This is a genomic window from Leifsonia sp. KNZ12-8B (assembly GCF_056755495.1).
The window spans coordinates 1-11,336 of sequence record NZ_JBPGXM010000123.1; the positions used below are offsets into that span (position 1 = coordinate 1).

The 11,336-nt window shown below is 73.5% G+C and carries 11 protein-coding genes; 2 read left to right on the plus strand and 9 right to left on the minus strand.

What is annotated here, in order from left to right:
* From ACR9ZG_RS15215 to ACR9ZG_RS15245, 7 genes are all read right to left on the minus strand, one after another.
* On the minus strand, positions 1–1,426 hold a 1,426-nt coding region (locus tag ACR9ZG_RS15215; protein WP_481285691.1), incomplete at its 3' end, for a PucR family transcriptional regulator.
* Positions 1,423–2,451, minus strand: coding sequence for a DUF917 domain-containing protein (locus ACR9ZG_RS15220; protein ID WP_481285692.1), 1,029 nt, complete (start codon positions 2,449–2,451; stop codon positions 1,423–1,425). The genes ACR9ZG_RS15220 and ACR9ZG_RS15215, both read right to left, overlap by 4 nt.
* A gap of 44 nt (positions 2,452–2,495) precedes the next feature.
* Positions 2,496–3,623 (minus strand): DUF917 domain-containing protein, encoded by a 1,128-nt coding sequence (locus ACR9ZG_RS15225; RefSeq protein WP_481285693.1) that lies wholly within the window; start codon positions 3,621–3,623, stop codon positions 2,496–2,498.
* Positions 3,620–4,729, minus strand: coding sequence for a DUF917 domain-containing protein (locus ACR9ZG_RS15230; protein WP_481285694.1), 1,110 nt, complete (start codon positions 4,727–4,729; stop codon positions 3,620–3,622). The genes ACR9ZG_RS15225 and ACR9ZG_RS15230 overlap by 4 nt, the downstream gene beginning before the upstream one ends.
* Positions 4,726–6,279 carry a hydantoinase/oxoprolinase N-terminal domain-containing protein gene (locus ACR9ZG_RS15235; protein ID WP_481285695.1) on the minus strand — a complete coding sequence of 518 codons (1,554 nt, stop codon included), beginning with the start codon at positions 6,277–6,279 and terminating at the stop codon, positions 4,726–4,728. The genes ACR9ZG_RS15230 and ACR9ZG_RS15235 overlap by 4 nt, the downstream gene beginning before the upstream one ends.
* A 146-nt stretch (positions 6,280–6,425) precedes the next feature.
* Positions 6,426–7,793: a purine-cytosine permease family protein gene (locus tag ACR9ZG_RS15240; protein WP_481285696.1), complete on the minus strand. Its 1,368-nt coding sequence runs from the start codon at positions 7,791–7,793 to the stop codon at positions 6,426–6,428.
* A 128-nt stretch (positions 7,794–7,921) separates the two neighbouring features.
* Positions 7,922–8,317, minus strand: a complete 396-nt coding sequence (locus ACR9ZG_RS15245) for a (deoxy)nucleoside triphosphate pyrophosphohydrolase (protein WP_481285697.1) — start codon at positions 8,315–8,317, stop codon at positions 7,922–7,924.
* Between the two features lie 29 nt (positions 8,318–8,346).
* On the opposite strand from ACR9ZG_RS15245, the gene ACR9ZG_RS15250 reads away from it, so the two are divergent.
* Both ACR9ZG_RS15250 and ACR9ZG_RS15255 read left to right on the plus strand, forming a co-directional pair.
* A complete protein-coding gene (locus tag ACR9ZG_RS15250) occupies positions 8,347–9,039 on the plus strand; it encodes a DUF1345 domain-containing protein (RefSeq protein WP_481285698.1) in 693 nt (230 codons plus the stop codon).
* A gap of 43 nt (positions 9,040–9,082) precedes the next feature.
* A complete protein-coding gene (locus ACR9ZG_RS15255) occupies positions 9,083–9,631 on the plus strand; it encodes a cysteine hydrolase family protein (RefSeq protein WP_481285699.1) in 549 nt (182 codons plus the stop codon).
* Positions 9,632–9,659: 28 nt separating this feature from the next.
* Here ACR9ZG_RS15255 and ACR9ZG_RS15260 read toward each other — a convergent pair whose 3' ends face one another.
* A complete protein-coding gene (locus ACR9ZG_RS15260) occupies positions 9,660–10,832 on the minus strand; it encodes a hypothetical protein (RefSeq protein WP_481285700.1) in 1,173 nt (390 codons plus the stop codon).
* 172 nt (positions 10,833–11,004) lie between these two features.
* The coding region (locus ACR9ZG_RS15265) for a DUF1905 domain-containing protein (protein ID WP_481285701.1) at positions 11,005–11,336 on the minus strand (332 nt) is incomplete at its 5' end.

Consider the following 11,336-nt stretch of genomic DNA (forward strand, 5'->3'; position numbering starts at 1 on the left):
AGATGTGTATAAGAGACAGGTTGCGGTGCAGGCCGAGGGCATCGGCGGTCGCGGCGATGCCGGACTCGTGGTCCAGGTACGCGGTGAGGGTCTCCACGAGCTCGGGGCCGCGGGACAGCAGCGGCGCGAGGAGGGACTCCGCCGCGGGCACGAAGGTGTCGCTGCCCGTCCACGACAGCAGCAGCTGCTCGAGCCCCAGCGCGTCGATCCGCAGGACGTAGCCGGTCGCCGAGCGGTCCGCGGCGAGCCGGGCCGCGTCGGCAGCGCCTTCGAGGGTGGCGACGAGGCCCGCCGGGCCGGTCTCCAGCGTGCCGATGCCGGTGGCGACATTGAAGGCGCGGCGGGCGGAGGCGTGCAGCATCCGCAGCGCGCGCACCGCGTCCTCCACCCGGCTCGGAGCGGGAGGCGCGGCGAAGCTCAGCCAGCCCGTCACGCCGCGTCCACTGGTGGCGGCGTGCGAGTCGAGCGGCAGGGCGGTCAGCTCGCGCGTGACGAACCGCAGCAGCTGGAGGGTGTCGACCCGGCTGCGGCCGATGAGCCGGAACCCGAGGTGGTAGCCGGTCGTGCGCCAGCCGCGCTCGAGCATCCGCTGCTCCAGCTCGGCGTCGCGGTCGTCGCTGCGTTCGAGGAAGTCGCGCAGCAGCCCCGACGCGACGGCGGCGTCGTTGACGTCGGCGACCTCGTCGATGAGGATGCGCGCCGCGACGGCGGGCATGGCGACCTCCGCCGCGATCGCGAGCGCGCTCAGCTGGAACGTGCTCAGCCCGGTGCCGAAGACCGCGAGCCGCAGGCCGGCCCGGCTCGGGCTGTCGACCCGGACCGACGCGGCGGAGCCGGCATCGACCGAGACGGTGTCGAGCCACGGCGCGAAGTCGATGGCGGCGTGCACGGCGGCCGGCAGCTCGCCGCCCGCCTGCAGCAGCACGCCCTCCCCGTCGATGAGCGCGACGCCGTGCCCGACGCTCGCCGACAGGTGCCGGAGGAGGTCGGCGAGGTTGTCGGCGTGGTACTCGATCGACTGCGCGACCCGGCGGACGTAGCCGAGCGTGAGCGCGTCCCTGCCCTCGACCAGCTCCCAGGCCGCCCGCGCGAGCGCCATCGGCTCGTCGACGGCGAGCATGGCCAGGCCGAAGCGCTCCGCGAGCGCCCTCGTCCCGGGCCCGAACGCCTCCGCCCCGGGTGCCGCGAGCGCGCGGTAGCCGCGGTCGCGCACGCGGCGCACCAGGGCGTCCTGCTGCCACGGCGTCGCCGGGGGAGGGGAGGTGAGCAGCGCCAGCAGGCCGGTCCCGTCCTCCGGCAGGTCGCCCTCGGTCGCGCCGACGACGAGGTCGCGCCATTCGGTCGCCGGGTCGGCCCCCGCCACCGGGTGGAGGCCGCCGCCCGCGGGGTGGGCGAGCAGGGCCGCGAGGGTCAGGCTGTCGCTCATGCCGCCTCCACCCCGTCCAGGCCGAAGGCGGAGGGGGTGACGCGCACCAGGCGGTCGTCCCGCTGCGTCCACCAGGCGGGCGCCGGCAGCGCCAGCACCGTCACGTGCCGGGCGAGCGTGACGCCGTCGACCTGCAGGATGTCGCGCGACAGCGTGTCGAGCGCCACGATGATCTCGGGTGTGGAGGCGACGGTCTCGCCGTCGCGCACGACCGCCAGAAGTTCGGAACCGGCGACCAGCCGTAGCAGGGAGCCGTCGTCGCCGTCGACCTGCAGCGCGCTGACGTAGGGGTCGTGGGGCGAGGGCTCCACCCGCGTTACGCGGCCCGCGCCGACAAGGCGCCCGTCGAGCGCCCTGGCGAGCTCGGCCGCGCTCGACGCGGCGGCGCCGGCCATCCGCTCGCCGAGCCGGAGCGCACGCGACACGGTGCCGTTCACGGCGTGGTCGCGCAGGTCGCCGACGGTGAACCCGGCCATGAGCACCGCGGCGGTGCCGCCCGCCTGCACGATGGCCGCACGCACCTGCGACTCGACGTCGGCGGCGCGCCCGGTCTCGATCACCACGACGCCGCGCCCCGTGTCGCACACCGTGACCACGCCGGGCAGGCCGTCGACCAGCAGCGACACCTGATCGAGCCGGGGGAGTGCGCGGCCCATGCAGTCGGCGTCGACCACGGCGAGGCGGTCGGCGACGAGCAGCGGGCTGAGGCCGTTCATCCCGCCGCCCTCCATCGCGCAGACCGCGCGCGGCGTCACGCCCGTCCAGCGCTCGGCCGCGGCCAGCAGCGGGTCGAAGGCCGACGCGGAGGGGATGCGCTCGGTCAGCAGGTGCGTCGAGCCCGCGAAGGCGACGGTGACGCAGGGCGTGGCAGGGTCGAGCTCGGTCACCGGGTGGAGGAGCAGCGGCCAGACCGGGGCACGGGCCGCCATCAGCCGGAGCAGCGTCGTGGTGCCGCCGCCGCCCGACCCGAGCAGCGAGAACCCCCGGCTCAGCGCCTCCAGGCGCTCCGGGCCGAGGGTTCTCATGCTCTCCAGGGTAGGCGCTGCCGCGGCCGCCGGCCGCTGCGGGGTCAGGCCGAGCCCACCCGCGCGAGGGCGCGGGATTCGACGGGGACGAACTCCTCCGTCAGCCCGAAGGCGCGCGGCCCGAATGCGGCCAGCGCCTCCGGCGTCCGCATCATCGCCGGGGTCGAGATGCCGAGCACCCGCACCCGCTGGCCGTAGCGGAGGCCCTCCGTGGTGATCGGCTCACCCGACTCGATGTCGGTGACGCAGATCAGGTCGGGGACGATCGCGACGAGCTCGCCGTCGCGCAGCGCGATCAGGTTCTCGTTCTGGAACCGGATCTCGAGCGTCGACGCGTCCGCCGCATCGAGCGCCGAGACGGTGGCCCTGCCCTTGGCGAAGCCCTCGGTCGTGCGTCGCTCGACGTCGGTGACCTTGCCGCTGAACAGCTCGCGCACCTCCGAGTACAGGGTGGTGGAGAGGGTGTCGGCGATCGCCTCGAACGGCGAGCGGTGCTGCTCCCGCGCCTCCCGGATCGCGCGGCCGAGCGCCAGCGCCATCGAGAGCGTGCGCGGCACGGCCGTGCGGCGCGCGTCGGCGCCGCTCATCGCGTACTCGGCGATGTGCCCCACGCCGCCGAGCCGGATGGTCACCCCGCGGGCCAGCCATTCCATCTGCCGGTCGTCGTCGCCGGTGTCGATCACGACGGTCTCGCCGCGCTCCCCGGCGAGGGCGAGCGGCGATCCGTGCACGCCGTAGACCGCGAACGTCTCCATCGAGAGCTCGGGGAAGGCTCGACCCATCCCATCGGCGTCCACCACCGGGAGCCCGGTCTCGGCCGCGACGATGAGCGGGATCATCGAGTTGATGCCGCCGCACTCGATCGGCATGGTGGCGTCGGCCGTGCGGCCGAGGTGCGCCTCCAGCGTCCGGAGGGCGAGCGTCGGCTCGGTCCCGGCCGGGATCTTCTCGATCATCACGGTCGGGGCGCCCATCTGCGCGGTCGGGATGACGAAGAGATCGTCGGGGAGCTCGTCCGGGTCGAGGATGGTGATCGAACCGCCGCCGCGCTGCTCCAGCACGCGCGCGACCAGCATCTGCCCGATGTACGGGTCGCCGCCTCCTCCCGTGCCGAGGAGGGTCGCGCCGCGGGCGAGGTCGGGCAGGTCCGCCGCGGTGAGGGTCCAGCTCATGCGCCGGCCGCCACGAGCTCGTGCTCCGGGGTGCCGTCGAAGCGGTGCGACGGGAGGTCGTAGCCGAAGTATCCGGGGCCGACCATCGCGAGCGCCTCCGGCGTGTGCCAGCGCGGGTCGCTCGGCGCCGCCACCACGCGCACGCGCTGGCCGTAGCGGAGGCCCTCCGTCGTGATCGGCTCGCCGCTCTCGGCGTCGAGCACGATGATCAGGTCGGGGGTCGTCGCGCAGGTCACGCCGCCGGCCCGGGCCACGAGGTGCTCGTTCTGGAACGACAGCTCGAGCGCCTCCGCGTCGCCGTCCGCGCCCTGCGCCTCGATGCGGGCGCGGCCGCGGGCGAACCCGGTCGTGGTGGCGCGCTCGACGTCGACGACCTTGCCCGCGAAGAACTCGCGGCCGCCCAGCCGCTCGACGGTCGCGGCGACCGGGTCGGTCTTGGCGAGCCGGGCTTCCGCGATGCCGGAGCCGATCGCGAGGCTGTGCGAGAGGGAGCCCGAGACCAGCGCCTCCCTCGCCACCTGCCCGCTCATCGGGAAGCCGGAGATCATCACCGAGCAGCCCATCTCGACGCACGCGACGCGGGCGATCCGCTCGGTCCAGTGGTTGTCGACGGTCTGCAGCACGCCGACGTTGCCCTTCTCGTCGCTGAAGGCGAGCGGCGACGCCGTCACGTCGTAGAGCGTGGGCAGCACCATCTGCAGCTCGGGGAACGCCCGGCCCATGCCGTCCGCGTCGAGCAGCGGCAGGCCGAGGGCCGCGGCCGCGGCGACCGGGATGGTGGAGTTCACGCCGCCGATCTCGGCGCAGGCCACGTGCGTGACCGGACGGCCGAGGTACGTGCCGAGCGCGTGCACGGGCGCGACGACCTCGTCGAGGCTCGGCAGCTTCTCGACCATGACCGTCGGGGCGCCCATCATCGCCACGGTCAGCACGAGGGCGTCGTCGGGCACCTCGTCCAGCCCCACCACGGTGACCGGGCCGTGCTGCGCGAGCGCCTGCCTGGCCAGCAGCGAGCCGATGTACGGGTCGCCGCCGCCTCCGGTCCCGAGCACGGCCGCGCCGCGCGCGAGGTCGCCGATCACGTCGGCGGTCAGCGTCCAGCTCATACCCGCACCCCCATCGCCAGGTCGCCGACCGCCTTCACGCGGATGCGCGTGGCGTTGCCGGGCAGGTACGGGATGGGCACCTCGTCGAAGTCGACGATCGCCACCGACGTGGGGGAGGCGCCGGCGGCGATCGCCTTGTCCACCGCCTCCGCCCGAACGGCGGCGATGGCCTCGTCGCGCCGGCCGGGCTCGACGGCGTACACCTTGTCGATCTCGCCCCCGACCTGCGCGATGGATGCGCCGATCGCGTTCGCGACGGCGTAGTTCTCTGGCCGGTGCACGGCGCCGAAGATCGGCAGCTCGTCCGGCAGGAGGATGGAGCCGCCGCCGACGGCGACGACCGGGATGGGGTCGGGCGAGGTCCGCATCCGGTCGACGGCCTCCGCGACGCGTTCGGCGATGCGCGCGAGCACGCGCTGCACGAACGCCGGGTCGAGGTGGGCGACCTTCGACGGATCCCCGACCTGGGCGCGCCCGGCGGCGACGGCGATGTCGGTCGCCGTCAGGGTGGAGCCGCCGAAGACGAGCGCCTCGGTGGTCAGCCGGTAGCCGACGGACTCAGGGCCGACCTCCGCGGTCTCGGTGTCGACGATCGACCCCCCGCCGATGCCGATGGAGAGCACGTCCGGCATCCGGAAGTTCGTGCGCACGCCGGCCACTTTGACCTCGTTGGCGGTCTCGCGCGGGAAGCCGTTGATCAGGAGGCCGATGTCGGCCGTGGTGCCGCCGATGTCGACCACCGCGCAGGTCTCCAGCCCGCTGGTGAGGGCGGCGCCGCGCATGGAGTTCGTCGGGCCTGAGGCGAAGGTGGCGACGGGGTAGAGGCGCACGTAGTCCTCGTCCATCAGGGTGCCGTCGTTCTGGCTGAGGAAGATCGGCGCGTCGATGCCCTGCGCGCGGACCGCCGCCGTGAGGCCGTCGACGATCTCGGAGGCCAGCTCGCGCAGCGCGGCGTTGATGATGGTCGCGTTCTCGCGCTCCAGCAGGCCGATCCGGCCGATCTCGTGCGACAGCGAGATGGCGACGCCGTCACCCAGCTCCGCGGCGATGACCGCGGCGGCCTGCGTCTCCACGTCGTGGTTCACCGGCGAGAAGACCGACGAGATCGCCACGGAGCGCACGCCGTGCGACGCCATGTCGGCCGCGATGCCCTTCAGCTCGGACACGTCGAGGGCGGAGATCGGGCGGCCGTCGAACTCGTAGCCGCCGTGCGCGAGGTAGCTGCGGCCGCCGATGGCCTCGATCAGCGTCTCCGGCCAGTCCACGAGCGGGGGGAGCGCCTTGGTCGCCGGCAGGCCGAGCCGCAGCGCGGCGGTCGGGGCGAGCCGCTTGGCCTGCACGAGCGCGTTGATGAAGTGCGTGGTGCCGATCATCACCGCGTCGATGTCGCCGCCGTCGAAGTCCTGCGCCGCGCGGAGCGCCTCGATGGCGCTGACGATGCCGCTCGTGACGTCCGGGCTGGTCGAGTTCTTGACGCCGGCGAGGGTGGTCCGGCCGTCCATGAGCACTGCGTCGGTGTTCGTGCCCCCGACGTCGATGCCGATGTGCATGTGTTCCGCTTTCTGCTGTGCTGCGGGGGGGGGGCCCCGGGCGGGGCCCGCGGGGGGGGGGGGGGGGGGGGGGGGGGGGGGGGGGGGGGGGGGGGGGGGGGCGCCCCCCCGCAGCGGGTGGTTCGGTGCTGTGCGAGCCGTGCGGCTCAGTTGGTGGCGACCGCCTCCGGACCGGCCGTGGCCGCCGGCTCGGAGTCGGCCGGGGAGGCCTGCTGCGTCGTGGCGCGTCCGATGCCGCGCACCCAGCCGAGCCGGCCGGCGATCGTGTAGAGCACGATCGAGAGCAGCAGCGACCAGATGGCCGGGATGCCCCACGTGACGAAGTAGCCGACCAGCGACGAGACCAGCCACACCACGAGCGTCGCCGGGACGATCCGCGGCGCGAACTGCGGCAGGCGGCCCGAGGCGCGGGTGGCGTCGAGGTCGCCGCGCCACTTCCGGACGAAGAAGTACTCGGCCACGATGATGCCGGCGATCGGCGGGAACGCGACGCCCAGCACGGTGAGGAACCCGGTGAAGGCCGACAGGATGCCCGCCGCGGCGAGCACGGTCCCCACGACGCCCAGCACGATCGTCGTCGTGACCCGGTGCAGGTTCTTCGAGAACGCCGTCGAGATGAAGTTCACGAGGCCCAGCGTCGACGAGTAGAGGTTCCAGTCGTTGATCTTCAGCGTGCCGGTGATCACGATGATCAGGCCGACGAACCCGATGGAGGAGGTCACGATCGCGACGATGTCGCCGGTCGCAGCCGCGTGGGCGAGCAGCACGCCGGCGAGGCCGATGACGAACTCGCCGAGCGTCACACCGAGCACCGTCTGCTTCACGACGTCGGCGCGGCTGCGGTTGAAGCGGGTCATGTCGGCCGTGATGATCGCGCCGACGATGAGGCCGCCCGCGACGATCCCCGTCCCCTGCCAGATCGTCAACGTCGGGCCGGGGGCGGGAGAGGTGAGCAGGTCGCCGATCGAGTGCTTGCTCAGCTCGCTGATCACCGACCAGCCGACCAGGATGAGGAACAGCGGCACGGTGATGTTCGCCAGCCACTGCATCCCGACGAAGCCGAACGCCACGACGGCCGTGACCGCGAGGCCGAAGATGACGCTCCACACCCAGATCGGCATGACCCCCGGCATGAGCGCGTCGAGCGACTGCGCCGAGATCGCGGACTGGATGCCGAACCAGCCGATCAGGCTGATCCCGATCGCGAGGCCGACGAGCGACGCGCCGATCTCGCCGAAGCCGGTCCAGCGGGCGAGGAGGGCGGTGTTGAGACCCTCCTTCTGGCCGATGATGCCGACGATGCACATGATGACCTCGAGGATGATCGAGCCGAGCAGCAGCGCGAGCGCGGCCTCCCAGAAGGTCATGCTGTAGCCCAGGGTGGCCCCGAGCAGGAACTGCGAGAGGGCCGACACCTGGCCGAACCGCTGCACCGCGATCCCGAACCACGGCTTGCGGGCGTCGGGGGTCACGCGGGAGAGGGCGAAGTCGTCGGCATGTGCTGTCCGTGCCATGTGGGTTTCCTTCTGACGGGTGGAGGAGCGGGTTCCGTTCACCGTAGAGGGACCACCGGGAGGCACGGAATGTGCGAACCGCCTTGATCAGAACGGTTTCTGTGCAGACTGCACACTCCGCCCCGCGGTCAAGCGGGTGGGGCGAGCGCCGCCACCGCCGCCAGGTCCGCATCGGCCCAGTGCACCTCGTGCAGCCGGTCCGGCGCGAGCCAGCGCAGCGCGTCGTGGTCCGTGCTCGTCGTCGGCACGGCGTCGGCGAGGGCCGCCGCGTAGCAGGCGAGGTCGACCCGGCCGGTGACCGTGCGGTCGATCAGGGCGCCCACGTGGATGCGCACGCCGAGCTCCTCCATGATCTCGCGCGCCAGCGCCTCCTCCGGCTGCTCGCCGGGCTCGACCTTGCCGCCCGGGAACTCCCACCGGCCGGCCGCGTCCTTGCCGGGCGCGCGGCGGCAGGCCAGCAGTCTCCCCGCGCGCTCGATCACCGCCGCGACGACGTGCACGGGCGCGGTGGAGGCGGAGGGCATACGCCCATCCTGGACGCTAGCATCCACGTATGTCGACCGCCGCCGCCGCCCGCCGGCCCCGCGTGCTGCTCGGCTTCGCCCTCAGCCTGACCGCGCAGCTCGCGATGATCGTCGTCGGGCTGTGGGCGGTCGTGCTCGAAGAGGACGCCGAGAACACGATCGGCCTCCTCGCCACGTGGTGCGCGATCGGCACGGTGTACGAGATCGTCGTGCTCGTCGTGCTGGGCCGCGCCTCGAAGCGGCCGGCGACGGCCGCCGACCGCCCGTCTCGCTTCGAGGTCGGCCGTCTGGCGCGCGTGGTCTCGATGACGGCGACGATCCTCGCGAGCCTCATCGGCTTCACGGCGGCGCTGCAGGTGCTCGGCCTGCACAACGACCCGGACATCGGCTCGCTGATCGACCTCGTCGGCGTGTGGTCGATGCTGCTGGCGTGGGGGTTCCTGCACTGGGGCTTCTCGCAGATCTACTACCAGCGCTACTACGCGGCGCCCGAGCCGATGCTGCGCTTCCCGGTGCAGGAGGGCGCTCCCGCCACCGGCCCGCGCTTCGTCGACTTCGTGTACTTCGCCTTCACGCTCGGGACGACCTTCGCCGCGTCCGACGTCGAGGTGCTCACCTCCCGGGCGCGCTGGACGGTCGTCTGGCACTCGGTGCTGAGCTACTTCTTCAACGGGCTGATCATCGTGCTGGCGCTCAACACGATCATGTCGACCGGGCGCTGAGCGGCGCGCCGTCTCTCCGGGCGACGCCTGCCAGGATGGAGGCGTGAGCTCAGCCATCCCGACCGTCCTGCTCGTGATCGATCTGCAGAAAGGTGTGCTCGACGGCTGCCTCGACGCCGACGGCGTGGTCGCCCGCACCGCCGCGCTCGTCGACCGGGCGCGCGCCGCCGGCACCCCTGTCGTGTGGGTGCAGCATGAGGAGGAGGGCCTCGAGCACGGCAGCGAGCCGTGGCGGTTCGCCGACGCGCTCGTCCCGGCCGCGGGGGAGCCGGTGGTCGCCAAGCACTATCGCGACGCGTTCGCCGACACCGACCTCGACGAGCTGCTGGAGGGCCTGGACGCCGCCCGCCTCGTCGTCGCGGGCGCGCAGAGCGACTTCTGCATCCGCACGACGACGCAGAGCGCGGCCGTCCGCGGCTACGACGTCACGCTCGTCGGCGACGCGCACACCACCACGGACGCCGAGTGGGAGGGTGTCACGATCACCGCCGAGCAGATCGTCGCGCACACCAACCGGTACTTCTCCGGCCTGCGCTACCCGGACCAACTGTTCGCCGTGGAGGCGGCGGCCGAGGTCCGCTTCGGCGCGTAACTGCCGTCACGCCGCGGCGGCGCAGCCGTCACGCCGCGGCGCGCAGCAGCACCAGCTCGTGCGTCCTGGCGAGGTAGCAGCAGTCGTGGGTGCCGTCCGCGACCGCGAACCCGACCGGATGCCCGAGCACGCCCAGCGACCCGAGCGCGGCCGACGTCACCTCGGTGAAGTGCCAGTCGCCGTCGGCCCGCCACAGCTCGTGGACGTACGCGTCCGTCCCGACGAACAGCACGTGCTGCGTGGGCCGGCCGGAACCTTCCTCGGCCGCGTAGGAGGCGGGCTGCGTGGTGGCCTGCGCCGGAGGGGCCCCCGCGGCCGCGGTGAGATCGTTGTGCCGCCACTCGCCGTCTCCCCGCCACAGCTCGTGCACGTGCCCGTCGCCGCCCACGAAGTCGACGTGCTGGGTCGGCTCCGCGGCGAGCACATACCCGCACACGGTCTCGGCGTCGGAGGCCACGGGGGAGCGGGTCGCGATCATGAGGTCCGTCCAGTCCCATTCACCGGCCCGTTCGCGGTACTCGAGGAGGTGCCCGTCGGCGGTCCGCACGATCACGTGGGCGCTGCGCCGCGCGTCGTACCCGTAGCCGGCGGGGGCGGCGTCCGGCGCGCACGGCGGCGACCCGGTGATGGCGGTGAGATCCTCGTGGCGCCACGCCCCTCCCGCCTCCGCCAGCTGATGGATGTGCCCGTCGCGCCCCTGGTACACGACGCGCTGCGTGCCGTCGTACCGGGTCTCGAACCCCGACGGCTGCGAGAGCGCGAGCGGCGCCCCGGTGGTCTCGGTGAGGTCGCGGTGCGCCCAGTCGTCCGCCGCATCGAAGCAGCTCAGCTCGTGCACGTGCCCGTCGAACCGCCGCCCCTGGTACACGACGTGCTGGCTCCCGTCCACCGATCGCGAGTAGCCCCGCGCCGTCGTCGCGGCCTCCGGTGCGCCCGTCAGCGCGGTGAGGTCGGCGAGCACCCAGAGCCCGTCGTCGGCGGGCGCGTCGGGCGCGGGTGCCGGCTCGGCGGGCGCGGCCGCGTCGGGCGCGGGAGCGCGGAGGAGGTGGAGGTGACCCGTCCCGCCGGTCACCGACGAGTACCCCTGGAAGACCACGTACCTCGACCCCGCCGCGTCGGCCCAGGCGGCGGGCTGATGCACCCCGAGGGGCGCGCCGGTGGCCGCGGTGAGGTCGGTGACGGTCCACACGTTCGCACCCATGCCCGGCTCCGTCCCTCGGCTCCGTCACTGGAGCATCGCGACGCCGGCGGGCGGCCGTCGTCGTGCGCTCAGGGTAGGCACGCGCACCGCTCCCGCGGCAGCGGTCGCGTCATTCCCTCAGCAAGCCTGCATCCCTCGCCCAGGCAAGCCCCAGGGCGGGCGCTCTCGCCTGCTACAGCAGCGTCTCGACCCCCAGCCGCACGCGATCCCCGAGTTCCAGGCCCTCGGCGCGCCGCACCGACCCCTTGATCGGGACCACGAACGGCCCGTCCGCGCTCTCCGGGAAGATCGAGGTCGCCCACCGCGATCCGCCCAGCGTCACCATCACCTTCACCGAGCCGAACCCTGCCGGCGGGTGCGGCTGATCGTGGATCTCCTCCGACACGTCGTCCGGAAGCCGCGCGAACACCCACACCTCGCGCCGGGCCGCCCACCGGAACAGCTCGGTCTCGAACTCGTATCTCGCCCCCGCCACACCACCACCCTGCCACGAACCGCCGACCT

Bases quoted from the DNA above. Each gene is read 5' to 3' on its own strand.
- ACR9ZG_RS15245 (WP_481285697.1), bottom strand. From the start codon at position 8,317: ATGCCCTCCGCCTCCACCGCGCCCGTGCACGTCGTCGCGGCGGTGATC.
- ACR9ZG_RS15240 (WP_481285696.1), bottom strand. From the start codon at position 7,793: ATGGCACGGACAGCACATGCCGACGACTTCGCCCTCTCCCGCGTGACC.
- ACR9ZG_RS15260 (WP_481285700.1), bottom strand. From the start codon at position 10,832: ATGGGTGCGAACGTGTGGACCGTCACCGACCTCACCGCGGCCACCGGC.
- ACR9ZG_RS15225 (WP_481285693.1), bottom strand. From the start codon at position 3,623: ATGAGCTGGACCCTCACCGCGGCGGACCTGCCCGACCTCGCCCGCGGC.
- ACR9ZG_RS15230 (WP_481285694.1), bottom strand. From the start codon at position 4,729: ATGAGCTGGACGCTGACCGCCGACGTGATCGGCGACCTCGCGCGCGGC.
- ACR9ZG_RS15235 (WP_481285695.1), bottom strand. From the start codon at position 6,279: ATGCACATCGGCATCGACGTCGGGGGCACGAACACCGACGCAGTGCTC.
- ACR9ZG_RS15220 (WP_481285692.1), bottom strand. From the start codon at position 2,451: ATGAGAACCCTCGGCCCGGAGCGCCTGGAGGCGCTGAGCCGGGGGTTC.
- ACR9ZG_RS15250 (WP_481285698.1), top strand. From the start codon at position 8,347: ATGTCGACCGCCGCCGCCGCCCGCCGGCCCCGCGTGCTGCTCGGCTTC.